Origin of the sequence: Pusillimonas minor (genome assembly GCF_014237865.1) — a bacterium.
Lineage (GTDB): Bacteria > Pseudomonadota > Gammaproteobacteria > Burkholderiales > Burkholderiaceae_B > Neopusillimonas > Neopusillimonas minor.
This window is the reverse complement of the sequence record NZ_JACJUU010000001.1, coordinates 14,480-37,346: the sequence shown is the minus strand read 5'-3', so window position 1 is coordinate 37,346 and position 22,867 is coordinate 14,480. Positions and strand designations below refer to the sequence as shown.

The 22,867-nt window shown below is 57.1% G+C and carries 21 protein-coding genes, 2 tRNA genes and 1 pseudogene; 13 read left to right on the top strand and 11 right to left on the bottom strand.

What is annotated here, in order from left to right; translation table 11 throughout:
• Positions 1-72: 72 nt before the first annotated feature.
• A tRNA-Leu gene (locus GTU67_RS00190) sits at positions 73-157 on the bottom strand.
• A gap of 153 nt (positions 158-310) precedes the next feature.
• Here GTU67_RS00190 and rnr point away from each other — a divergent pair.
• The 6 genes from rnr to GTU67_RS00160 all read left to right on the top strand — a co-directional run bounded on the left by rnr (position 311) and on the right by GTU67_RS00160 (position 6,417).
• Positions 311-2,764, top strand: coding sequence for a ribonuclease R (rnr, locus tag GTU67_RS00185; protein WP_221893210.1), 2,454 nt, complete (start codon positions 311-313; stop codon positions 2,762-2,764).
• 31 nt (positions 2,765-2,795) lie between these two features.
• Entirely contained in the window at positions 2,796-3,542 is a 747-nt protein-coding gene (gene rlmB / locus GTU67_RS00180; RefSeq protein ID WP_185778190.1) for a 23S rRNA (guanosine(2251)-2'-O)-methyltransferase RlmB, read from the top strand.
• A gap of 23 nt (positions 3,543-3,565) precedes the next feature.
• Complete coding sequence (locus tag GTU67_RS00175) at positions 3,566-4,804, top strand: cystathionine gamma-synthase family protein (protein WP_185778189.1); 1,239 nt, start codon at positions 3,566-3,568, stop codon at positions 4,802-4,804.
• A 301-nt stretch (positions 4,805-5,105) separates the two neighbouring features.
• A complete protein-coding gene (locus GTU67_RS00170) occupies positions 5,106-5,378 on the top strand; it encodes an HU family DNA-binding protein (RefSeq protein WP_093970339.1) in 273 nt (90 codons plus the stop codon).
• A gap of 138 nt (positions 5,379-5,516) precedes the next feature.
• Positions 5,517-5,592, top strand: a tRNA-Val gene (locus tag GTU67_RS00165).
• A 126-nt stretch (positions 5,593-5,718) separates the two neighbouring features.
• Entirely contained in the window at positions 5,719-6,417 is a 699-nt protein-coding gene (locus GTU67_RS00160; RefSeq protein ID WP_249417470.1) for a potassium channel family protein, read from the top strand.
• Between the two features lie 130 nt (positions 6,418-6,547).
• Here GTU67_RS00160 and GTU67_RS00155 read toward each other — a convergent pair whose 3' ends face one another.
• Positions 6,548-7,693: an ABC transporter substrate-binding protein gene (locus GTU67_RS00155; protein WP_185778188.1), complete on the bottom strand. Its 1,146-nt coding sequence runs from the start codon at positions 7,691-7,693 to the stop codon at positions 6,548-6,550.
• A 170-nt stretch (positions 7,694-7,863) separates the two neighbouring features.
• Here GTU67_RS00155 and GTU67_RS00150 point away from each other — a divergent pair, with 170 nt between their 5' ends.
• From GTU67_RS00150 to GTU67_RS00120, 7 genes are all read left to right on the top strand, one after another.
• Positions 7,864-8,322: a MarR family winged helix-turn-helix transcriptional regulator gene (locus GTU67_RS00150; protein ID WP_185778187.1), complete on the top strand. Its 459-nt coding sequence runs from the start codon at positions 7,864-7,866 to the stop codon at positions 8,320-8,322.
• A 271-nt stretch (positions 8,323-8,593) separates the two neighbouring features.
• A complete protein-coding gene (locus GTU67_RS00145; protein ID WP_249417469.1) occupies positions 8,594-9,406 on the top strand; it encodes an energy transducer TonB in 813 nt (270 codons plus the stop codon).
• Positions 9,407-9,414: 8 nt separating this feature from the next.
• Positions 9,415-10,266, top strand: coding sequence for a MotA/TolQ/ExbB proton channel family protein (locus tag GTU67_RS00140; RefSeq protein ID WP_185778186.1), 852 nt, complete (start codon positions 9,415-9,417; stop codon positions 10,264-10,266).
• A gap of 46 nt (positions 10,267-10,312) precedes the next feature.
• Positions 10,313-10,765 (top strand): ExbD/TolR family protein, encoded by a 453-nt coding sequence (locus GTU67_RS00135; RefSeq protein ID WP_185778185.1) that lies wholly within the window; start codon positions 10,313-10,315, stop codon positions 10,763-10,765.
• Complete coding sequence (locus GTU67_RS00130; RefSeq protein WP_185778184.1) at positions 10,746-11,417, top strand: response regulator transcription factor; 672 nt, start codon at positions 10,746-10,748, stop codon at positions 11,415-11,417. The genes GTU67_RS00135 and GTU67_RS00130 overlap by 20 nt, the downstream gene beginning before the upstream one ends.
• A 76-nt stretch (positions 11,418-11,493) precedes the next feature.
• A complete protein-coding gene (locus GTU67_RS00125) occupies positions 11,494-12,498 on the top strand; it encodes a sensor histidine kinase (protein WP_249417468.1) in 1,005 nt (334 codons plus the stop codon).
• Positions 12,499-12,508: 10 nt separating this feature from the next.
• Positions 12,509-14,410, top strand: a complete 1,902-nt coding sequence (locus GTU67_RS00120) for a potassium transporter Kup (protein ID WP_185778182.1) — start codon at positions 12,509-12,511, stop codon at positions 14,408-14,410.
• Positions 14,411-14,518: 108 nt separating this feature from the next.
• On the opposite strand, the gene GTU67_RS00115 is transcribed toward GTU67_RS00120, so the two are convergent.
• The 9 genes and pseudogenes from GTU67_RS00115 to GTU67_RS00075 all read right to left on the bottom strand — a co-directional run bounded on the left by GTU67_RS00115 (position 14,519) and on the right by GTU67_RS00075 (position 22,767).
• On the bottom strand, positions 14,519-14,968 hold the full coding sequence (locus GTU67_RS00115) for a hypothetical protein (RefSeq protein WP_185778181.1): 450 nt from the start codon (positions 14,966-14,968) through the stop codon (positions 14,519-14,521).
• Positions 14,969-15,083: 115 nt separating this feature from the next.
• A complete protein-coding gene (gene mnhG, locus GTU67_RS00110) occupies positions 15,084-15,407 on the bottom strand; it encodes a monovalent cation/H(+) antiporter subunit G (protein ID WP_093970330.1) in 324 nt (107 codons plus the stop codon).
• Positions 15,404-15,688: a K+/H+ antiporter subunit F gene (locus GTU67_RS00105; RefSeq protein ID WP_185778180.1), complete on the bottom strand. Its 285-nt coding sequence runs from the start codon at positions 15,686-15,688 to the stop codon at positions 15,404-15,406. The genes mnhG and GTU67_RS00105 overlap by 4 nt, the downstream gene beginning before the upstream one ends.
• Positions 15,685-16,179 (bottom strand): Na+/H+ antiporter subunit E, encoded by a 495-nt coding sequence (locus GTU67_RS00100; RefSeq protein ID WP_185778179.1) that lies wholly within the window; start codon positions 16,177-16,179, stop codon positions 15,685-15,687. The genes GTU67_RS00105 and GTU67_RS00100 overlap by 4 nt, the downstream gene beginning before the upstream one ends.
• Positions 16,176-17,810, bottom strand: coding sequence for a monovalent cation/H+ antiporter subunit D (locus GTU67_RS00095; protein ID WP_185778178.1), 1,635 nt, complete (start codon positions 17,808-17,810; stop codon positions 16,176-16,178). The genes GTU67_RS00100 and GTU67_RS00095 overlap by 4 nt, the downstream gene beginning before the upstream one ends.
• Positions 17,807-18,151 carry a Na+/H+ antiporter subunit C gene (locus tag GTU67_RS00090; RefSeq protein WP_093970327.1) on the bottom strand — a complete coding sequence of 115 codons (345 nt, stop codon included), beginning with the start codon at positions 18,149-18,151 and terminating at the stop codon, positions 17,807-17,809. The genes GTU67_RS00095 and GTU67_RS00090 overlap by 4 nt, the downstream gene beginning before the upstream one ends.
• Positions 18,151-21,093, bottom strand: a complete 2,943-nt coding sequence (locus GTU67_RS00085) for a monovalent cation/H+ antiporter subunit A (protein WP_185778177.1) — start codon at positions 21,091-21,093, stop codon at positions 18,151-18,153. The genes GTU67_RS00090 and GTU67_RS00085 overlap by 1 nt, the downstream gene beginning before the upstream one ends.
• Positions 21,094-21,346: 253 nt before the next feature.
• Positions 21,347-22,057 (bottom strand): annotated as a pseudogene (locus tag GTU67_RS00080) (sulfate/molybdate ABC transporter ATP-binding protein); the annotation flags it as partial.
• A gap of 149 nt (positions 22,058-22,206) precedes the next feature.
• Positions 22,207-22,767, bottom strand: coding sequence for a YcbK family protein (locus tag GTU67_RS00075; protein ID WP_185778175.1), 561 nt, complete (start codon positions 22,765-22,767; stop codon positions 22,207-22,209).
• Positions 22,768-22,867: the final 100 nt, after the last annotated feature.

The following is a 22,867-nucleotide window of genomic DNA, read 5'->3' as shown; positions in this document are numbered from 1 at the left end:
GCCAGAGCCCGCCGCCCAAAAACAAAAAACCCAGCTAAACAAAAATGCTTAGCTGGGTATTCTGTAAAGCGGTGGTGCCCAGAAGAGGACTCGAACCTCCACACCTTGCGGCACATGGACCTGAACCATGCGCGTCTACCAATTCCGCCATCTGGGCTTAACAGTTGTATGCTAACGTACTTGGGTTCGTTACTGCAAGTCAGGAGCTGTTAACCTTACGGTGTGCAGCGCTTTGCGGTACCAAGTGGTTAGTTGTCATCAACTAAGACCAAAATTATATCTCAAAAATTTTAAAAAGGGAAATTTTCCTTTGAGTAAACGAAAAAAAATCGAAAGTCCGGATACCGTCGTCACCCCGAGCGGGGTGGGCGATGCGCCAGAGCTGCCGCCGGATTTTGATCCCGAAGTACCTAGTCGTGAAGAAATTCTTAAATATTTACGCGGGGTTGCAAGACCCGTTGGTCTGGAAGACCTGGCGCGAGGGATGGGGGTGCAGGTCCCAGTGTCTACCGGTTTCGACAGGCGTATTCGCGCCATGGAGCGCGATGGTCAGGTACTGTACAACGCCCGCGGGAAGTTGCTGGTAAACAACGAAATGGATTTTATTGCCGGGCGAGTGCAGGGGCACCGCGATGGCTTTGGCTTTTTGTTACGCGACGACGGCGGCCCAGACTTGTTCCTGTCGCCGCGCGAAATGCTTAAAGTGTTGCATGGCGACCGCGTTTTGGCCAAAACCGATGGCGAATTTCGCGGCCGTCCGCAGGCCAGCATTGTCGAGGTTGTCGAACGCCGCACCAACCGTTTGGTGGGCCGCTTTTTGTACGAGCGGGGGGCGCATATTGTTGTACCCGAAGACCAGCGCATCAAACACGACGTGCTTATCCCGCCAGGCGAAACCGATGGTGCCGAATCGGGTCAGGTGGTTACAGTAGAAATCATGCAGCAACCTACGCGACACAGCCAGCCTTTGGGGCGCATTGTCGAGGTGCTTGGCGAAATCGACGACCCGGGCATGGAAATTGAAATTGCCGTGCGCAAGTTCGATGTGCCACACGAATTTTCTGAAGCTACCTTGAAGCAGGCGAGCAATTTGCCCGCGACCGTGCAGCGCAACGAACTTAAAGGTCGCGTCGATTTACGCGATGTACCCTTTATTACTATTGATGGCGAAGACGCCCGCGATTTTGACGATGCGGTGTATTGCGAACCCGTCAACCTGGGCACTGAAAAGCGTCGCAAGCCGGGCTGGCGTTTGTTGGTGGCTATTGCCGATGTCAGTCATTATGTGCGCCCGGGCGATGCGCTCGACGACGACGCGCTCGAACGGGGGACCAGCGTTTATTTCCCGCGGCGCGTAATACCCATGCTGCCCGAGTCGCTCTCTAATGGCATTTGTTCGCTTAACCCGCATGTAGATCGCCTGGTGCTGGTTTGCGATATGGTCATTGTGGCCAGCGGGGCCAAAGCGGGTACGGTATCGGCGTATCAGTTTTACGATGCCGTTATTCACTCGCACGCCCGAACCACCTACACCAATATCTGGGAGTCGTTGCAGCAGCCCTCGGGGCCGGCGGCGCAGGCGTTAGGCGACATTTACCCTCATGTGCGCCATTTGTACGATCTTTATCATTTGCTGTCCGATTCTCGCGTCAAGCGGGGCGCTATCGATTTTGACACTGTCGAGACCAAGATCATTTGCAACCCGCTGGGCCGCATCGAAAAAATTGTGGCCTACGAGCGCAACGATGCGCACAAATTGATTGAAGAATGCATGCTGGCGGCCAATACCTGCGCGGCCGATTTCATCAAGCGCAACAAGCGTATTGGCTTGTACCGTGTACACGAAGGCCCGACGCCCGAAAAGCTCCAGGCCTTGCGCGATTATTTACGCAACATCGGCCTGACGCTTGACGGGGGCAGCGACCCTTCAACCAATGATTACGCGCGGTTACTGGTTGCCGCGCGGGGGCGCCCCGACTACGAAGTCATTCAGACCATGTGTTTGCGCTCAATGCAGCAGGCCATCTACAGCCCAGAAGAATCCGGGCACTTTGGCCTGGCTTACGAGCACTACGCACACTTTACCTCGCCTATTCGCCGTTACCCCGACCTGCTGACGCACCGGGTCATCAAATCGATCATGCAGGGCAAGCGTTATGTTCCCGACCTTGACGATGTGGCCGCAGTGGTTTCGTTGCCGCAAAAAGATCGCGAATACGGTATCTGGGAAAAACTCGGTGTTTTGTTGTCAGCGCGCGAACGTCGGGCCGATGAAGCCTCTCGCGATGTCGAAGCATGGCTAAAATGCTGGTTTGTCAAAGAACATGTTGGCGAAGTTTTCAGCGGTCGTATTACTGGTGTGGCGACTTTTGGGGTGTTCATTACGCTCGACACCTTGTTTGTCGAGGGTTTGGTGCATGTCTCCGAGTTAGGGTCCGACTACTTCCAGTACAACGAGGCCATGCACGAGTTGCGGGGAGAGCGCACCGGAATCCGGTATCGTTTGACCGACGCGGTGCAGGTGCAGGTGGCGCGGGTCGATCTCGAAGCGCGACGCATTGAGTTTCGTCTGGTTAAAGGCACGACGTTCAAAGAGCTGCAGAAAGCGGCCGAACCACGTACCGAAACCCGGCGTGCCAAAAAGGCAGCACCGGCAAAGCCTGTCGAGTTGCGCGGTACAACGTCTCGCCAGCGCCGCGACGCCGCTAAACGAAATGCGCGTAAAGCGGCTGCCCCGGCCAAAAAAACCGGTCGCCGGCGCTGACATGTTCTGAGTCGCTAACTCAAGGAATACTATGGCGTCCCATCAGGTTTTGGCGGGTTTTCACGCAGTCGTGGCGCGGTTGCGCCACGCGCCCGCCACCATCAAAGAAATCTACATCGAGGCGTCTCGGCGCGACAAGCGCATGCAGTCATTTATCGATCAGGTGCAAGCTGCAAAAATCAAGCTGGTGTCTGTGCCTGCCGAGCGTCTTGATGGCCTGGCCAAAGGCACGCGGCATCAGGGTGTTGTGGCGCTAGCCGAAGACAACCCGTTGGCCGTCGATGTCGACGAAGTACTCGACATTCTTGAAGACCGCGGAGAAACGCCGTTGTTTCTGGTGCTCGATGGGGTGACCGACCCGCATAACCTGGGGGCGTGTCTGCGCACAGCCGATGCGGCAGGCGTTCATGCCGTCATTGCACCCAAAGATCGCGCGGTCGGGCTCAATGCAACGGTACAGCGGGTGGCTTGTGGCGGTGCAGAAACGGTGCCGTACTTGATGGTGACTAATCTTGCTCGTACGCTTCGGCAATTAAAAGACCGTGATATCTGGGTTGTGGGTACCGATGATCAGGCCAGCAGCAATTTATATGCTGTCGATGCGCGTCGGCCCATGGCCTGGGTCATGGGCGCCGAAGGCGAGGGTATGCGCCGTCTGACGCGTGAAACCTGCGACGAACTGGTCACCATACCGATGGCCGGTTCGGTAGAAAGCCTTAACGTCAGTGTGGCCAGCGCGGTCTGCCTTTACGAAACCGTACGCCAGCGCACCGCATAATTTTTTATTTTTTAGTGTTTTTCATGTCTAGCAACGGATTCACCACCACCATATTGCACTCCGACCGACGCGGTGGCGTCGAGCACGGCGGGGTGCACAAGCCGCTACACCCGTCGTCCGAATACGCCTATGCCGATTCACGCGAGTTGGCGGCTGTGTTTCAGGGCAAACCCGGCTTTACCTATGCCCGACAAGGCACCCCCACCACTGCGGCGCTTGAATCCAAAGTGACGCAAATGGAAGGGGGCGTCAACAGCGTCTCTTTTGCCACGGGTATGGCCGCGCTGGCGGCCACGTTTTTTACGTTGCTTAAACAAGGCGATCACCTGATCTCCAGTCAGTATATTTTTGGCAATACCAACAGCTTGCTGGGGACGCTGTCCGACCTTGGCGTGGCGGTCACGCTGGTTGACGCAACCGACATTGAACAGGTCAAGGCGGCGCGTCGGCCCGAGACCCGTATGGTGTTCACTGAGTCTATTGCCAATCCGGGCACGCAAATTGCCGACCTTAAGGGTATTGGCCAGTGGTGTCGTGAACAAGGCCTGGTTTATGTGCTCGACAGCACCTTGTCAACGCCCTGGTTGTGCCGTGGTATTGATGTCGGCGCGTCGCTGGTGGTCAACTCTTTGTCCAAGTACACGGGCGGGCACGGCAACGCACTAGGCGGTGCCGTCACCGACACGGGTTTGTATGACTGGTCTGCCTACCCCAACATCGCCGAGCCCTATCGCAAGGGCAACCCCACATCGTGGGGCCTGACGCAAATCAAGAAAAAGGGTTTGCGCGACATGGGGGCGACATTGTCGTCCGATGCGGCGCACCGTATCGCGGTGGGCGCCGAGACCCTGGCGTTGCGTATGGAAAAAGCCAGTGCCAATGCCATGGCGCTGGCGTCCTATTTAGAAGGACATGCGCTTGTCAATCGCGTGCAATACCCTGGGCTGGCCTCGCATGCCCAGCATAATCGGGCCGCTGACCTATTCGGTGGCAAGCACTTTGGGGCCTTGCTTGCCGTCGAATTGTCAGATGATCTGGATGTGTTCGAGTTTTTGAACAGGTTGCGTGTGCTGGTCCTGGCGACCCACTTGGGCGATACCCGTACGCTGGTTTTGCCCGTGGCGCACACCATTTACTACGAGATGGGGCCGGAGCGGCGCGCCTTGATGGGCATCGCAGACAACCTGTTGCGTATTTCGGTGGGTATTGAAGACACTGCCGACCTGATTCAGGATTTCGAACAGGCATTGGCCGGCAAGTAACTGCGAAAATTTTTATGCGTATGGGCCGTTTCAGGTCTTGTATTTGGCGAAGGCTGGTTTTATATTACGGTGCATAAATACTGTCCTGAAAGTCAATGTCCGTGCGGGTTTTCGGGTATTCTCTTCTTGACATGCCTATTTTTCAAAGGCCTAATGCAGTTTGGCCTTGCCAAAGCCTTGTGCTTTGGTGTCTGGCAGTACGCAGATGCGGTAAACAGCGCCCAGGTGCTGTCTTCTTCAACGGGGTGTCGGGCAGGGCATTTTGCCGCCCGGCGATAATAATTTTCAGGGGTACTCCTTAATGAACAAAACAGAGCTTATCGAGCACATTTCCACCAAAGCCGACCTGTCCAAAGCCGACGCCGGCCGCGCCCTCGAGGCCTTTATTGGTGCGGTAAAAACCACGCTCAAAAAGAAGGGCACCGTTACATTGGTTGGTTTCGGTACTTTTGCTGTTTCCGAGCGCGCTGCGCGCACAGGTCGCAACCCCCGCACTGGCGAAGCCATCAAAATCAAGAAAGCACGTGTGCCTAAGTTCCGTCCTGGTAAAGCGCTTAAAGACGCCGTCAACTAATTGTTGAAAATAGCCAGCAAAGTCATTTGCAAAACAAAAAATAGTTGGCTATAATTCTTTTCGCGTTACACGAAGTGAAGTGGCCCCAAGGCCAGCAGGTTCAGGCAGTAAAGTTTGAGCAGGTTGGCAGGCACAAAGGGGTGCTTAGCTCAGTTGGTAGAGCGGCGCCCTTACAAGGCGTAGGTCACAGGTTCGACCCCTGTAGCACCCACCAATGCTTCGTTGTAAAAAATAAAACCACTTGGGTTACCAAGTGGTTTTTTTATGCCCGTTTAATTTGCAACAAAGCCATGGGCTGTTTTTCGGTTTGGCTTGTTTTGCGCTTGAAATTTATCTTGCCATGAACGTCACAGAACCTCGCTGGAAAACCGTCATGACCAAGGTGTTGAATTTACTGGGCGTAGCGGCCTCGCTGGTCTTGATTACCAGTATTTCGTTCGAGGCGCTGACCAATGCCACCTTCTCGGGGGAGACTATTTACACCCGTATTCAGTTGGGGGTGTGTCTTTACTTCCTGCTTGATTTTTTATTATTGCTGGTCACGGCACGCGATCGGTGGCGGTTTTTCTCCAGAAATTTCATACTTATCTTGTTGTCGGTGCCTTATGCCTGGCTGGTGGATTACTTTGCGTTCGATTTTTCGAGCGAAACCCTGTATGTGATTCACTTCTTGCCGATAGTGCGGGGCGGGATTGCGCTGGCGGTGTTGGTGAAAATGGTGGTCAGCAACCGCATTTCTGGCCTGTTCATTGTGTACTTGGCCTTGTTCTTCGCCATCAGCTACTTCCAGACGCTTATATTTTATGTGTTCGAGGTCAGGGTTAACCCCTTGGTCAAGTCGTATCCTGACGCCTTGTGGTGGGCGTCTATGACCGTGACCACGGTGGGCTCAAATATTATTCCGGTCACAACGATAGGCAAGATTTGCACTGCCGTGTTGGCGGTCGTGGGCATGACGACGTTTCCGATCTTTACGGCCTATATTACGGCGTTGGTGCACAACTTCAACGAACGTGAAAAGAAACGCGTGAGGCCATGAAAAACCCCATAAGCTATTACGCTTATGGGGTGGTTAGGCGGCGCGAAGCACGCCTTTTAAAGCCGGGCGGTTTTAACTACCGCCCGGCAAGTTGCCAGGTTTGATTCCGGCCTTGCAAAGCCAGCGTGCCTTACTTGGCTGCGGCATAGGCGCCGTCTTTGATGGTCAGCATCATTTGGGCTTTGTCGTCAAAGCCAAAGTGGTCGTCTTTGGTGTAAGTAAGTACACCTTGAGTAACCGGGATGCTGCCGTAGTTTTCAAGGGCGTCTTTTAGTGCCGTACGGAACTCTGGCGTGCCTGGTTTGGCCGTTTTCATTGCAACGGGTACGACTTTATCCAGGACAAGGTAAGCGTCGTAGGCGTGCGCTGCAAACTGGTTGCGTGTGCCGGGGCCGTTTTTGGCCTCGTAGGCGTTGACAAAGTCAGTGGCCAATTTTTTGGACGGGTGGTCTGCGGGCAAGCCTTCGGGCAGTACCGCCAAGCCCGACACTACGAAAGAGCCTTCGACGGCTTTACCGCCCAGGCGAATCAGGTCGCGCGAGGCCGCGCTGTGGGTTTGGTAGACCTTGCCTTTAAAGCCGCGGTCGACCACAGTGGTGTGGGGCATGGCTGCACCGCTACCCGAGGCCACAATAAGAATGGCGTCGGGTTTAGTGCCAATAGCTTTAAGTGCTTGCGCGGTAACGCTGGTGTCGGCGCGGGCGTAGCGCTCGGCTGTGGTGATTTTGATGCCGGCTTGTTCGGCCAGGCGGCTTAAGTCGCGCAGCCACAGGTCGCCATAAGCGTCGTTGTAGCCAATGAACGCAAATGATTTAACGCCATTGGCTTTCATGTGCTCGATGACGCCACCCGCCATGACGGAGGTTGATTGGGGCAGGCGGAATGTCCAGCTGCCTTTGCCTTCGGGGAATTCGGCAGGGGCAGCTGCCAGCTGAACCGTTTTGCCGGCTGCAGCGACTTCGCCCATGGCAATAGCTGGTGTGGTTGTGCTGGAGCCGATGATCAGGTCGACTTTATCTTCGGTGATGAGTTTTTCGGCATTTTTTTGGGCCCTGGCCGGGTCGCTGCCGTCGTCCAGGGTGATAAAGGTGATTTTTTCGCCGGCAATGTTGTCGGGCCAGAGCGCAAAGCCCGTATTTACGGGGATGCCCAGGCCAGAGGCTGGGCCTGTGAGCGACAATACGACGCCAATTTTAATGTCGGCCAGTGCGGGGCCAGTGGCCAATGCCATACCCAGTGCGGTAGCCAGCAGGGTGCCTTTAAGCATACGTTTCATGTTGTGTCTCCTCGAGGATGAGCAGGGTTGTCCCTGTGCTTTATGATGTCTTGCCAACTGATTTTTAGTGCGTAAACCAGTTGGCGGTATATCAGATTACCTGACATAGGTCTTATACTACATTTTGTTAATCCAACCGGCAACTCTCATTAACCAGCAGAAGAACAATAATGAGTACAAATAAATTGGGGGCTGCAGAGCGGCCCACCGGCATTGCTTATTTAATCGGTCGTCTCGATCGGATGCTAAGCCGTAAAATTCGCGAGCGTCTGGCAGACCATGGCATAACAGCTGCTCAATATACGGCGCTTTCCGTGTTTCGCACTCATGGCCATTTGTCCAATGCGCAGTTGGCCGAGCGGTCGCTGGTCTCGCCGCAGTCGGCTAACGAAATGGTCAATGTCATGGTTAATAAAGGCTGGATCGCGCGCCAGGCCGAAGCCGTGCAGGGGCGGGTGATACCTATAGGCCTGACCGACGCTGGGTTAGCCTTAATGCGGCAGTGCGACCATGATGTAGCGCGTATCGAGGCCGAGATGTTGGGTGGTTTCAGCGATGAAGAGGTCGAGCATCTGCAAACGCAACTGAAGGGCTTAGTGCGTGTGTTGAAGACGACGTCAAGCGGTTGACCGGGTTGGTTCAATAGGGCGGTGCAGGTTTCGTGTTTGGCGCGTTAAGAGACGCGCGCATGGGTTTGCCTTGGTCTTCAGCGCAAGATGTCGCCACGTCAAAGATGAATTGAAATAGTTGATGACCACAGGAATTTGGCGATATTTTTATTGCGAATAATTCGCATTTTTGTTATTGTTATTGGCTTGTGTGCGAATCGTCCTGTTTTCGTCGATTTAACCTGTTGTACTTTTTAGGTTGTTCCCATTTCGTTTACCGTTGTTGTCGCCAATGCCGCTGCGTTCCGCTGGTCCTGAATATCACTCTGCCTTTCTGAAAGTTGCTGCCATTGGCGGTATGGTGGGGGTGCATTTGGCTGTTGCTGCGGCCATATGGCTGTCATCCGATCACGAGCCCGACATCGAGCTGCCTGATACGGCAGCGATTCAGTTTGTTGAAATTGCCGAAGAGTTTGTCGAGCCTGCACCCACAGACGTCGCTATGACCGAACCGGTACTAGAGCCCGTTGTAGAGCCAGAGCCCGAGCCTATTCCGGAACCAGAACCAGAACCGGAGCCTATTCCAGAACCGGAGCCAGAGCCTATTCCAGAACCGGAGCCCGAGCCGGTTCCTGAGCCTGAAATGGTCGTGCCCGAACCTAAACCAAAGCCCAAGCCTAAACCCGAGCCCAAGCCGCAACCTAAGCCACGGCCCAAGCCTAAGCCTAAGCCGGCGGCAGAGCCCGCAACGCCTGCGCCTGCCACAGGCAAAGCGCCCGATGCCGCAGCCCCCAAAGCGCCTGTCGCACCTGTCGATCCAGATCGTCCCCGCTTTGTCAGCCAGGTCGATTACGCCGGGCGCAGGCCTGTCCCTGACTACCCGCGCCTTTCTGTGCGGCGGGGTGAAACGGGGCGCGTCATTGTGCGGGTACTGATTTCGCCATCCGGCAGTGTCGATCAGGTAAGTGTGCGGAAATCCTCCGGTCATAGCCGGCTTGACGATGCTGCCTTGCAGGCCGCCAAGTCGGCACGCTTTAAACCTTACAAAGAAAACGGCGTTGCCTTGCCGGCGCTGGCCGATATCCCCTTTGATTTTGTCTTATAGGAACGAGTATGTCTGATTTACTGCAAACCGCATGGATATTGCTTGCGCAGGTGACGCAAGATGCTGCGACCGTGACCGGGGTGGGGCAGTTAGTGCAAGAGGGGACCGCTATTATTGAGGGGTCTGCACAACTTTTGCAAAGTGGTGCGGCCGCCGCGCCCGCAGCTGCCGAGCCCCCAGGCGTGCTGCATTTTGTCGCGCAAACCGATGTGGTCGGTAAGACGTTGTTTGCCATTCTGGTGTTGATGTCCCTGGTCAGCTGGTATCTTATTTTTGTGAAGTCGCTGTCTAATTGGCGCATTCGTCGGTTGTCCAGCCGGTTTTTGCAACAATTCTGGGCCGCCAGTTCGCTGGAGCAAGTCGAAAACGAGATCGCCACGCATGGTGCAGCCGAACCGTTTTCGCATTTGGCCAGCCATGCCATTCATGCACGTAATCACCACGTCAAATACGGCGCGGTTAGACTCGAAGAAAAGGGTTCGACTAGCGCGTTTGTCACGCGCACCATACGCAAAGTCATCGATGAAGAAACAGCCAGGCTGGAAAATGGTCTGACGGTGCTGGCCTCAATTGGCTCAACAGCACCGTTTGTTGGTCTGTTTGGTACGGTGTGGGGCGTGTACCACGCTTTGATTGGCATTGGCTTGTCTGATGGCGTGTCGGTGAATCGTATCGCGGGCCCGGTGGGCGAGGCGCTGGTCATGACCGGCCTGGGCCTGGCGGTGGCGATCCCCGCTGTGCTGGCTTATAACGCATTTGTGCGCACTAATCGGGTGTATCTGGCACAACTCGACGCTTTCGCACATGATCTGTTTACGTTCCTGTCGACCGGGCAGCAGGTCAAGGGCAAGGGCATTTAAGCATGGCGTTCGTCAGTTCTAACTCTGGTCACCAAGGAGCCTGATCATGGCGTTTGGGAGTTTCGACAACAAGGGCGGCGGGCAAACGCTGTCCGAAATCAATATGGTGCCGTTGATCGACGTGATGCTGGTATTGCTGGTGATTTTTATCGTGACGGCGCCGCTGCTCAGTCATTCGATCAAAATCAATGTGCCGCAGGCGTCATCTCAGCCGGTAGAGCAGCGTCCCGACGCAATCGACCTTGCGATTGACGGCACCGGGCAGGTGTTCTGGAACGAGTCGCCGGTTGGCCTCGAGGCCCTGCCCGAACTGATGGCCGAGCAGGCACGTAAAGATCCGCAGCCCAACCTGCACATTCGTGCCGACCTCGATACCCGCTACGAGGTGTTGGCCAAAGTGATGGCGGGCGCCAAGCAAGCGGGTCTTCAAAAGGTCGGTTTCGTTACCCGTCCCTCCGAAAAAGGGCTAGAATCTGCGCATGCGAGTTCTGGTAATTGAAGACGACACCACATTAGGTCATGCCCTGCACGAGTTTCTGGCAGGGCAGGGATACGCCGTTGACTGGCTTTCGGCCGGCGGTACGGTACTCGAAACCCTCGACAAGCAAGACTACGACTTGCTGCTGCTTGACCTGAATTTGCCCGATATCAGCGGGCTCGACGTTTTGCGTCAGTTAAGGGCGCGCGGCAACCAGGTATCGGTGCTTATCTTGACGGCCCGAGACGGCGTTGAAGACCGGGTTGCCGGGCTGGACGCGGGTGCCGACGATTACGTCACCAAACCTTTCGAGCTGGCTGAACTGGCCGCACGCGTCAGGGCTTTTGCGCGGCGTCGTACCGGGCAGGCACAGCCTCAGCTCGAGGTTGGGCCAATGACGTTCGATACGGTGGGGCGTGAAGTGCGTATCCGTGGCGATCGCATCAACCTGTCGGTACGCGAGCTTTCCGTACTCGAAATGCTGATGGCGCGTGCCGGCCGTGTTGTTACCAAGCGCCAGATCGTCAATTCGCTGTCGGCCTGGGATGCCGATTTCAGCGAAAATGCTGTCGAAGTCTATATTTACCGTCTGCGTAAGCGCTTCGAGGGTACAGGCGTCAGTATCCAGACGGTACGCGGCTTCGGCTATCTGCTCGACGTTGAAGCGGCCTGAACAGCTTCTCTTTCGTCGTATTTTGCCGCGCGGTTCGCTGGCGCGGCACCTTACTCTCAGGCTGCTCCCGCCTATTATGGCGCTGGTCGCCGTCGACCTTACCGTAACCTGGGTGATTACCAGCCGCATCAATCTGGCGGTATGGGTCTTGCGCGACATTTTCTGGATGATGCTGGCCGGCCAGGTGCTGCTGGTTGCACTGATTGCCTGGGTGCTGGTGTCGGGTGTCCGAAGCGGGCTGCGCTCATTCAACGCGTTGTCCGAAGAAATTCGGGAGCGTTCGATAGACGATTTGCAGCCCCTGCGGGTTGATGGGGTAGCTACCGAAATTGTCCCGGTCGTCAACCACATCAATGACTTGCTGTTGCGCCTGAATGCGTCAATGCAGGCGCAAAAGCGGTTCATTGGTTCTGCCGCGCATCAGTTGCGCACGCCCCTTAGCGGCCTGAAGCTTGAGTGCGAGCTGATGCTGGCGGGCGAATTGCCGCCTGATGTTCGCCAGCGCGCTGAACGCATCAAAGCCGTTACAGACCGTATGATCCGGTTGGGTCAACAATTGCTGGTGCTCGCGCGAGCCGATTCGACGCTGGCTGTGCGCGAGTCTTTTCAGCGCATTAACCTGGCCGAGTGGGTGCGGGAAACGGCGGGCGAATGGGTTCCTGCTGCACTGCAACATAAAATTGAATTACACTTGCACGCGCCGGATAGTCCGGTATGGATTGATGGTGACCCGTTGTTGCTTGAAGAGCTGCTGGGGAATCTGATCGATAATGCCTTACGGTATGGCAAAGGGGCAACCCAGATTACTTTGCACGTTACGGCAAACCCACCGTCTTTTTCTGTCGAAGACGACGGCCCCGGGATCGCCCTCGTCGATCAGGCCAGAGTGTTCGAGGCGTTTTATCGGTCTGATAGTGCCACCACCGAGGGCTCCGGCCTGGGGTTGGCCATCGTGCGAGAAATTGCTTCTGCGCACGGCGCCTGGCTGAGTCTGAGCAGTCGCCCCGACTTTGAGGGCACGCGGATCGGGGTCGTCTTTCCTGGGCCGCGCAAAGGGGCCAACTTAAGCCGTCACGACTAGTTTTTAATTTATGACTCAGCCAGTTCAAGAAGAAAGTTTGTCTCCAGGCAAGCAGACACCCGGCGCGGCGTTGCTTATCGGCGCCCTTGGGGTTGTCTATGGTGATATTGGCACCAGCCCGTTGTACACCATCCGCGAATCGGTATCGCGCTTTGACCATTTTGGCGCTACTGAAGTCCTGGGTGTTCTGTCGCTGCTGTTCTGGCTGCTGATGTTCGTGGTGTCGCTCAAGTATGTCACGCTGATACTACGAGCCGATAACCGGGGTGAGGGCGGCACCCTGGCCCTGATGGAACTGGCCTTGCGCGGCGCCACCGGGCGAAAGCGCTGGGTATTGACGGTCATGGGTTTGTTCGGCGCCTGTCTTTTTTATGGCGATAGCATCGTCACGCCTGCCATTTCGGTGCTTTCCGCTATCGAAGGCGTGGGGGTTGTGTCACACACACTCGACGATTGGGTTGTGCCCATTTCTGTCGGCCTTATTGTGGGCCTGTTCATGGTGCAGCGTCGCGGCACTGGGGCCATCGGCAAGTTTTTCGGGCCCATCATGCTGTTCTGGTTTGCGGTATTGGGCACGATGGGCGCCTGGCGTATTGCACAAACTCCCGAAATATTACTGGCTATCAACCCGATCTATGCCTGGAACTTGATCGGTGAAGCGCCTTTGGCTACCTATTTGCTGCTGGGGGCTGTTGTTCTAGCCCTGACGGGATCCGAAACCCTGTACGCAGACATGGGCCACTATGGGCGGCCTGCTATACGGCGCGCCTGGTTTATGGTGGTGTTACCCGGACTTTTGCTGTGCTACTTCGGGCAAGGCGCCTTGCTTATTGACCAGCCCGAAGCCATTCGTAATCCGTTCTTCCTGATGGCGCCATCCTGGGCGCTGATTCCGTTAGTGGTGTTGGCAACGGCGGCGACCGTCATTGCTTCGCAGGCAGTGATTTCGGGTGCTTTTTCTGTCACGCGCCAGGCGATTCAGCTGGGTTTCTGGCCTCGCATGGAAATCTTGCACACCTCGGCCCGTGAAGAAGGGCAGATTTATCTGCCGCGTGTTAATCAGGCCTTGTTCGTGGCGGTACTGGTGCTGGTCATCGGGTTTGGTTCGTCGGCCAACCTGGCCAGCGCATACGGTTTTGCGGTCACTGCCACCATGCTGATGACTTCGTTGCTGGCCTTCGCGGTGTTGCCGGGCAAAACCAGCGGTGGTCGGCGTGTGTTATGGCTTGCATTGTTGACGTTGTTCTTGTTGCTCGATATTTTACTGCTTACGTCTAACACCCAAAAGATTCTGGACGGTGGTTGGCTGCCGTTGGGCGTTGCGCTGGCGTTGCTGACCTTGATGCTGACCTGGAAAACCGGACGCGACCAGATTCATCGCACCTTGGCCGGCGACCAGCAGCCCCTGAAAGCGTTTATGGAAGGGTTGGAAGCGTATCCGCCCACGCGTGTGCCGGGTACTGCTGTGTTCATGAGCATGATTGTGAACACCGTGCCCCCGGCGCTCTTGCATAACCTTAAACACAATAAAGTGCTGCACGAACAAGTGCTGTTTGTTACCGTTGCCGCAGCCGATGTGCCTTATGTGCCTTACACCGAACGTTATACCTTGAACAAGCTTAGCCGCAGTGCTTACGAGGTGATTGCCCGTTGGGGCTTCAAGCAAGAGCCTAATATGCCCCAGCTACTGGCGCAATTGGCCGGCGAGCATCCGGAAATCCAGCTCGAGCCCATGCTGACGTCATACTTTTTGTCGCGTCAAACCGTCATTGTTGTGCGCAAGCAAGCCTTGTATGCGCGCTGGCGCCAGCTGCTGTTTGCATTCATGGCGCGCAACGCCGCGCGCAGTACCCGCTTTTATAAAATCCCGCCTAACCAGGTGGTTGAGATGGGCATGCAACTAGAGCTTTAGGGGCCTGCGCATGCAGCCCCCATTGGGGATGTTGGCGCTGTCTTGGGCTCGTATTAATAAGGGCCTGCGCACGCAAACGTCACTTCGTTTATTCGGGGGTATGTTGTGTCAGGGCCGGATAGGGCTGGGGGTGGCCGCTTCGGGCGAAGCGGGTATGGGCGCCTGTGCGGGTGCCGACGGCTGCGCGGGGATGGTAATCGTGGTCTCTCGTAGCACGCCGCCCTGAGTCACGCTGCCTTTCACCTGAGTGTTTTGGCCGGACAACAGCAGCAGGCAGTCTGCGCGCTGGTCTTCGGGCAGGGCCATGCAGCGGGCCCGTTCGTTAGCCTGGTAGTTGGCTCCCTGACCATTACCCAATGCATTGGTTTTTGTGGCTTGCAATGCCGCCCCGGCTTCTTTTTTGCAGGCTTCTATATCAACCAGAGACTGCTCTTGCTCGCAACGCAGCAAATCTTGCTGGTATTGCGCTTCGGGGCTGAGGCCCTGGGCCATTACCGGATTAAGGACGCCAGCGGCGCCGGTTGCCAGCACAGTCAGCAAAAAGCGTTTGATACGCATGGTGATCTCCGCAAGTTGAACACGTTGTTGATCTTTACACAGGGCCTGTGCCACGTAAAGCAGAAATGTAACTGAACGTGGGCGCGCGGCATGCCAGGGCAGGTTCGCCGCCGCACTATTCTTCGGACACCGGTTGGCGTGGATCGCGTCGCACCCCGGCCTGCATGAGCACGATAGCGGTAATGGGTGAGGTGACGATGAGGAAGAAGGTAATTAACAATTCGTGAATAACCGGACGCTGTTGTAACGCACTGGACACAAGTGCCGAGGCGCACAATACAAACGTAATGCCAAGCGTATTACCCAGCGTGGGTGCATGCATACGTGAATAAAAGCGCTTGAAGCGAAGCAGGCCCAACGACCCGGATAGCGTAAGTACACCGCTGACTATCAATAACAAGGTGGCCGGGATAGAGGCCCATAAAGGTAAGGAATTCATGGCTGGATGACCTCGCCTTTAAACAAGAACTTGGCCATAACGGTTGAGCTGATGAAACCGAACAGGGCCATGAGCAGGGCGATATCGAAATACACGCCGGTGGCAAAGTTGACCCCCAGTACCAGCACAATTGAAATCCCGTTAATGAACATGGTGTCGACGGCCAGCACGCGGTCTTGCGGTGTCGGTCCAAGCATGAGACGCAAGGTGGCGGCGGCAAAGGCCAGTGCAAAACAGAACAGGGCAAATGTGCCCGCCCAAATCAGTATGGTGTCCATCATTCGAAAATCTCCATGAGAGGGCGTTCGTAGCGGTTTTTAACCAGGTCGATCCAGTGTTGTGTGTCTTCAAGGTCAAGCACATGAAGCGTCAGTATGCCGCTTTCGTCGGAATACCCGGCCCACACGGTACCGGGGGTGTACGTCAGGATGCAGGCCAGCGCGGCCAGACCGTGCGGGTCTTTCATGTCGAGGGGGATGCGAATAAACCCCGGCGTATGGCTTTGCGGCTTGAACCAGATGATTTTGAAGACTTGAAGGTTGGACAGGGTGATGTCGGCGATGCAGCTGAAGAAAAGCCGGATGATGGTTAAGGGCTTTTTGGGACGTGACCGCAGCGGGCGCAGACGCATGGCCGCCCAGGCCAGCAAAAGCGATACGACCGCACCCAACAAGATTTGCGACGGTGCAATTGTTTGGTTAAGTATCAGCCACAGTACCAGCAGCAGGGCCGGCAGCATCAACCAGTTGATGACGCGTTTGATTCGGGTCATGGCTTGCCTCCGTTGCCCAACGTGCGCACGGTGTCGTGGTTAAGCACGGCATTAATGTAGGTATCCGGGAAGCTGAGCGACAGTGCCGTGTCGTTCATGAAATCAAGCACTGGGCCAGCCCAGATGGCAAGCCCTACACAGGCCAGAATAAGTGCGGCAACCGGGGCCGCTTCGCTGATGCGTAGCCGTGGCGTTTGGGTTTCGTTGGCCCAAAATAGGCGGATACCCGTACGGCCCAGCGCAATAATGCCCGCCAGGCTAGACAGCAACACGACCGACATCAACAGCCAGGCTTCGATATCGGGGGTGGTTTCAGAGGTTTGCAGCGCGGCCGACAGCAACGAGAACTTGGCGACAAAGCCCGACAGTGGAGGCAGCCCGGTAATGAGCAGGGCGCAGGCAATAAAACTCATGCCTAAAAAAGCCATGGCGGCGGGGATAGCCACGCCAACCGGCGTCTGTGTTTCGGTAAACGATTCGTCTGGGTCGTCCAGGTCGAAGAGGTCCATACTGACGGCAAGTACGTCGGCGCCAAAGCTGCGGGTGCGTTCAACCATTTCGATAAGCAAAAAGAACGCGCCGGTGGCCAGTACCGAATTGACCAGATAAAACAGGGCGGGGCCGGTCATGGTGACGCCAGGCATGCCCAGGGCGGACAGCAGCGTGCCGGACGAAATGATGACGCAATAGGCAACGATGCGTTCGGTTTGGTAGGCAGCGAGCAGGGCGATGGTGCCAAACAGCAAGGTAGCCAGCCCGACCGGGAACATCCAGTCGCCACCGAATGCGGCAGGGGCGCCCGTGGGCAGTAGCAGCGAGCCCAGCCGTACCAGCGCGTAGATGCCGACCTTGGTCATGATGGCGAACACAGCGGCAACGGGCGGGCAGGCGTTGGAATAAGCCGGCGCCAGCCAGAAGTTAAGCGGCCAGGCGGCGGCTTTGATAAGAAACGCAACGCCCAGAATGGCGGCTGCCGCTTCAAACAGGCGACGGTCGCCGCCACCCAGGTCGCCCGCGCGCGCGGCCAGGTCGGCCATGTTCAGTGTGCCGGTTACACCGTAAATAAGTGCAATGGCAACAAGCAACAGCAGTGAAGCCACCAGGTTGACCGCAATGTAGTGCATGCCGGACGTAACGCGGTTTTCGCCCGAGCCATGTAGCATGAGCCCGTAGGATGCGGCCAGCAAGACTTCGAAGAACACGAAGAGGTTGAACAGGTCGCCGGTCAGGAAGGCGCCGTTCAGCCCCATAAGCAGGAACTGGAACAGGGGCAAAAAGTAGACGCCGGCGCGCTCCCATCGTGCGGTCGAATACATGAGGGTGGTCAGACCCAGAAAAGCACTGAGCGTGAGCATGATGGCTGAAAGCCGGTCGGCTACGGCAACGATGCCGAAGGGGGCCGGCCAGTCGCCCAACAGGTACACGGCAATCTGGCTGGGCCAGCGGTCGGGTTCGGCGCCCGCGGTAACCGACAACAATTTGACCGCGACAAACAGTTGCAGCAATACCGAAGCGAAGGCAATGGCCAACCGAAGACGGCGGTGCGAGTCTTTGATGAGGATGAGCAGACCGCCCGCAAAAAGCGGGATGACGACTGGCAAAATAGGCAGGTGGACCATCCAGTCAATCACAGGTCAGCCTCCCGCCCATCGACGTGGTCATTGCCAGCCAGCCCGCGTGATGCGAGCAGAACCACCAGAAACAGCGCCGTAGTGGCAAAGCTGATGACAATAGCGGTAAGCACCAATGCTTGCGGGACCGGGTCGGCGTAAAGTGAGGGGTCGGAACCTTTGGCTGCGTCGATGACCGGTGGCGCCCCGATGGTTAGACGGCCCATGGAAAAAATAAACAAATTGACGGCGTACGCCAGTAATGACAGGCCCATGATGACCTGGAAGGTGCGCGGACGCAGCAGCAGCCAGATACCTGAGCCCGCCAGTACGCCGATGGCCAGAGACAACACGATTTCCATCAGAGAGCTCCTTCGGTGGCGGGTTCAGTGCGTTGCGCTGCCGGTTTACGACGGAAGCGCAGCGATTGGTGAGCCAGCGCGACCAGAATCAGAACAGTTGAGCCAATAACCAGCATGTAAACGCCAATATCGAAAATCAGGACGGTAGACAGTTTGATCGTGCCCAACAAAGGCAGGGCGACTTCAAATTTAAAGGCGGCCAAGAAGGGGCGTGACATCCACCAGGCGGCCAGCGCGGCGGCGCCGGCAATAAGCATGCCCAGGGCCAGCCAGTACTGGGGCTTGATGTTTTGACGCGCCTCGACCCACAAGACCCCCCCCACGACGTACTGCAATATGATGGCGGTGGCAAAAATAAGCCCCGCAATAAAGCCCCCGCCCGGCAGGTTATGCCCGCGCAGCAAGAAAAACACCGAGACCAGCGCGGCCATGGGGAGCAGCAAGCGTGCCAGTACTGCGGGTACTTTGAAGGCTCCGGTGGGCACCAGCGCGGCTTTCGGGTCGGGGGGCTCGACATCGGCGGGGATATTGGGGCCGGCGCCCTTTTGCCGGCGCAGCGGGCCGTCTTTGATGGTTTCTGGTGGGGGACGAAAGCGCCGCAGCAGGGCAAACACTGTAAGTGCCACAATGCCAAGCACGACGACCTCGCCCAGGGTATCGAAGGCCCGAAAGTCGACCAGAATAACGTTGACCACATTGCTGCCGTCGCCTTCGGGCAGGGCGTTTTCAACAAAAAAGCGTGCAATTTCGTTGTCGAAGCCGCGCGTCATGACGGCGTAGGACAGCGCCGTCATGCCCAGCCCGCCCAGTATGGCCACGATCAGGTCGCGGGAGCGCCTTGCCGTGGCTTTGAATTTGTCGATGACGTAGTTTTCTTCGGCACGGATGCGTGGCGGCAGCCAGCGCAGGCCAAGCAGGATGAGAACCACAGTGACGACTTCGACCGCCAATTGCGTTAAGGCCAGGTCGGGCGCGGAGAACCAGGCGAAGGTCATGGCAGTGGTAAGCCCGGCGCCGCCCGACATGGCCAGGGCAGCCGGCCGGTGATACTTGGCCTGGATGGCCGTGCCAATGGCGCAAGCCCCACCTGCTACCCAAAGCATTAAAAAGAACAGGTTAAGGGGAGTGGACAGTTGCGGGTCGAACCAGCCGGGGGCCATAAGCGGCAGGGCGGCAACGGCAATGGATACGGTCACAATCAGCAGCATTTGACGTTGCAGCCGGGTCGTTGCAATCCATTCCATGGCGTATGCGGCGCCGGCATCCAGCTTTTCGAGCAAAGTTTCGAAGGTGTGGCGGCCGTTAAGGCGGAAGATAAGCGGCTTTTGCTCGACGCTGTCGGGGTCGACGGGCTTGTTGTGGCTGGGCCCAAGCAAATGCCACAACAATACCCCCCCGGCCAAGGCCACCAGGCTCATGACCAGAGGCATGTTGAACCCGTGCCAGATTTTCAGGCTGTACTCGGGGGTATTTGGCCCCAGTAACGACAGGCTGGCCGATTGCAGCAGCGGCCCCAAGGTATAACGCGGAAAAATACCCACAACCAAACAGGTAAGCACCAGCAAACCGCTGGGGACGAGCATCCAGAACGGGGGCTCGTGCGGTTTTTGCGGCAGGTCGGTGGCCGGTGGGCCAAAAAATACAGTCATGACCAACCGCAGCGAATAGGCAACGGCGAGCGCGCCGGCCATAACGGCGGCCAGCGGCAGCACAATTTCAACAAAGCGATCCTGGTCGGCCACAACGGCTTCGGCAAAGAACATTTCTTTGGACAAAAAGCCGTTAAGCAACGGCACGCCGGCCATTGAGGCCGCCGCGACAATGGCCAATGTGGTGGTGATGGGCATGGCATGCCGCAACCCCGACAGCCGGCTCATGTCGCGCGTGCCGGTTTCGTGGTCGACAATGCCCGCCGCCATAAATAACGAGGCCTTGAATGTGGCGTGGTTCATCATGTGGAACACGGCGGCCACCAGGGCCAGGGCGCTGTTCATCCCCAGCAGTAATGTAATTAGCCCCAGATGGCCAATGGTGGAATAGGCCAGAACCCCTTTGAGGTCTTGCTGGAAAATTGCGGCGTATGACCCGAGTATGAGCGTAATAAGGCCGGCCGAGCTGATGATCCAGAACCATTCTTCGGTGCCCGACAGCACGGGCCAGAAGCGCGCCAGCAAGAACACGCCGGCCTTGACCATGGTGGCCGAATGCAGGTAGGCCGATACCGGCGTTGGCGCTGCCATGGCGTTAGGCAGCCAGATATGAAAGGGGAACTGCGCGCTTTTGGTCAGGGCGCCCAACGCAATAAGCACCAGCGTGGCGGTGTACCAGGGGTGATTGCGAATGATTTCGCCCGAGCGCAGGACGTCGTCAATGTCGTAGCTGCCGGCAATGTGGCCCATCATGAGCATCCCCGCCAGCAGGCACAGGCCGCCGGCCCCGGTAATGGTAAAGGCCATGCGTGCCCCGCGCCGTGCATCGAGCCGGTGGTTCCAGTAGGCGATCAGCATGAACGACGACAGGCTGGTCAGTTCCCAGAAGACGACCAGTTGCACCAGATTGCCCGACATGACAACACCCAGCATCGAACCCATGAACAGCTGGAAGAACGAGAAAAAGCGCGGTACCGGGTCTTGGGGAGACATGTAGTACCGTGCGTACAGCACAACCAGGGCACCCATGACGGACACCAGCATGGCAAACAGCCAGGCATAGCCGTCGATGCGCAAGGTGAAGTCAATTTCCATGGCCGCCGGGATCCAGGGCATGACTTCTTTGATGACCAGCCCCGAACTGATGGCGGGGTAGTACGACGCCAGCATGACCGCACAGCCAAGCGCAACCAGCCCGGCCAGCCAGGCTTCAAGGTTACGCGCGTTACTGGGCAGCAGTGCTGCAACAATGCTTCCAACAAACGGTAGGGCTAGGATCAGGAGAAGCGACATCAAGTCTGGCCAAAGTGTTGTTTTATTGCATTAAATAATACGATACTTTGTGTCGCTTTTTGGGACAGAAACGCAAAAAAGGCCGAACTTAGCGGCCTTTTTGTGTAAAAAAATGAACAAGGCGTGGCAAGGTTTCAGGCCGTTGCTGCTGTTGCGGGGCGCCGGGTTTGCGTGCCCGCTTGCGGCCCCCCGGCCGGCCATGTGGTGATTATGCAGGCCAAACCTGACTAAAACCTTAAATAAATCAGGCGGCTAGAAAGCCGTACACAAATTCGGTGGCCGGCTGCGCCCTGACTTCAGCAGGGCTGCCCACTTGCTCAACCCGACCTCGGTTCATGACGACGATATTGTCCGAGACTTCCAGCGCTTCGTCTTGGTCGTGGGTGACGAAAACGCTGGTGACGTCCAGTTCGGCATGTAACTGACGCAGCCACTGACGCAGTTCTTTGCGTACTTTGGCGTCCAGCGCCCCGAAGGGCTCGTCGAGCAGCAATATTTTCGGTTCAATGGCCAAGGCCCGGGCCAGCGCAATGCGCTGGCGCTGGCCACCGCTAAGCGTGTCGGGGTATTGGTCGGCCAGCCACGACAACTGCACGCGCTCGAGCAATTGGTAAACCCGTTCACGGATTTCGGTTTCGGAGGGGCGTGTTTTGCGCGGGCGGACACGCAGCCCGAAGGCAACGTTTTCGAACACAGTCATGTGGCGAAACAGCACGTAGTGCTGGAAGACAAAGCCAACATTGCGGGCGCGGGCGTCGATATGGGTGGCATCGCGGCCTTGCAAAATGACGTTGCCGCTATCGGCAGATTCCAGGCCCGCAATAATGCGCAGCAAGGTTGTTTTGCCGCAGCCCGAGGGGCCCAGCAGCGCGGTCAGCCCGCCGCCCTGAAATTTCAGCGAAATATTGTCGAGGGCCGCGAACGCGCCGAACCGTTTGGTAATGTTTTTGACTTCGATGCTCAAGAGGGGCTCCTGCCGCGGGGCCCCGTGTTGCCTGGGTGCGCCGCATAGTGTTCAACATGCGTTGAATGGTCGCACGCGTGGCAGGCGTCGGGAACGAAGAATTTTGTATGTCTTTAGATCGGCGCGATATATGCGGCATTCTTGTCTTTCTACCAGCTGCGGACGCGCCCGGTGTCGATATGGACGAACTGGTCACGCGGGTAGAAGCCGACCCCGCCCGCATTAAGCGACAACGCGGCGTCGCGAACTTCGGCCAGCGGGATGCCGGGCAGGCGGATGTCGATGGCCTTGCCGTCCATGTGCAGGCTGCGTTTGGCCACACCACCCCCGCGCGTTGTGCGCAGGCGCTCGTTGGTTTGCGGGTCGCGGTAGGCCGAAATCACGTCGTAGGGGATGTCGGTGTTCAGCAGTTTGCGGATGCGGTCAAGCTGGTCGTACAGCAGCGGATCCATGGTGCCAATGGCCTGCGTGTAGTGGTCGCGTAAAAATACGTTCAGGCGGTCAAGGGCAGGGGGCAAGTAGCGATCGCCGTGGGCATAGACCAGCGACAGCCGGTCGTCGCGGTGGGTATGGTTGAAGGCAACGTGGCGGGGGTAGATACGGATGCCGGCCAGTGCGGGGGCCGATAAAACGGGCAGGCCGGCGGCCAGCGTAATGGAAGCGGCGCGACGCAAAAAGCTGCGGCGCGCGGGGTGTGGCGGTGTGGACATAGGCAAAAACCTGAAACTGGGACGCGATAATGCGCCCTATATAAAAGTAAACGACCGGGTTGACACTTTGGTTCGACGTACTGGTACGGCCTAAGCCGGG

Bases quoted from the DNA above. Each gene is read 5' to 3' on its own strand.
- rlmB (WP_185778190.1), top strand. From the start codon at position 2,796: ATGGCGTCCCATCAGGTTTTGGCGGGTTTTCACGCAGTCGTGGCGCGG.
- GTU67_RS00175 (WP_185778189.1), top strand. From the start codon at position 3,566: ATGTCTAGCAACGGATTCACCACCACCATATTGCACTCCGACCGACGC.
- GTU67_RS00170 (WP_093970339.1), top strand. From the start codon at position 5,106: ATGAACAAAACAGAGCTTATCGAGCACATTTCCACCAAAGCCGACCTG.
- GTU67_RS00160 (WP_249417470.1), top strand. From the start codon at position 5,719: ATGAACGTCACAGAACCTCGCTGGAAAACCGTCATGACCAAGGTGTTG.
- GTU67_RS00155 (WP_185778188.1), bottom strand. From the start codon at position 7,693: ATGAAACGTATGCTTAAAGGCACCCTGCTGGCTACCGCACTGGGTATG.
- GTU67_RS00150 (WP_185778187.1), top strand. From the start codon at position 7,864: ATGAGTACAAATAAATTGGGGGCTGCAGAGCGGCCCACCGGCATTGCT.
- GTU67_RS00145 (WP_249417469.1), top strand. From the start codon at position 8,594: ATGCCGCTGCGTTCCGCTGGTCCTGAATATCACTCTGCCTTTCTGAAA.
- GTU67_RS00140 (WP_185778186.1), top strand. From the start codon at position 9,415: ATGTCTGATTTACTGCAAACCGCATGGATATTGCTTGCGCAGGTGACG.
- GTU67_RS00135 (WP_185778185.1), top strand. From the start codon at position 10,313: ATGGCGTTTGGGAGTTTCGACAACAAGGGCGGCGGGCAAACGCTGTCC.
- GTU67_RS00130 (WP_185778184.1), top strand. From the start codon at position 10,746: ATGCGAGTTCTGGTAATTGAAGACGACACCACATTAGGTCATGCCCTG.
- GTU67_RS00125 (WP_249417468.1), top strand. From the start codon at position 11,494: ATGGCGCTGGTCGCCGTCGACCTTACCGTAACCTGGGTGATTACCAGC.
- GTU67_RS00120 (WP_185778182.1), top strand. From the start codon at position 12,509: ATGACTCAGCCAGTTCAAGAAGAAAGTTTGTCTCCAGGCAAGCAGACA.
- GTU67_RS00115 (WP_185778181.1), bottom strand. From the start codon at position 14,968: ATGCGTATCAAACGCTTTTTGCTGACTGTGCTGGCAACCGGCGCCGCT.
- mnhG (WP_093970330.1), bottom strand. From the start codon at position 15,407: ATGAATTCCTTACCTTTATGGGCCTCTATCCCGGCCACCTTGTTATTG.
- GTU67_RS00105 (WP_185778180.1), bottom strand. From the start codon at position 15,688: ATGATGGACACCATACTGATTTGGGCGGGCACATTTGCCCTGTTCTGT.
- GTU67_RS00100 (WP_185778179.1), bottom strand. From the start codon at position 16,179: ATGACCCGAATCAAACGCGTCATCAACTGGTTGATGCTGCCGGCCCTG.
- GTU67_RS00090 (WP_093970327.1), bottom strand. From the start codon at position 18,151: ATGGAAATCGTGTTGTCTCTGGCCATCGGCGTACTGGCGGGCTCAGGT.
- GTU67_RS00085 (WP_185778177.1), bottom strand. From the start codon at position 21,093: ATGTCGCTTCTCCTGATCCTAGCCCTACCGTTTGTTGGAAGCATTGTT.
- GTU67_RS00075 (WP_185778175.1), bottom strand. From the start codon at position 22,767: ATGTCCACACCGCCACACCCCGCGCGCCGCAGCTTTTTGCGTCGCGCC.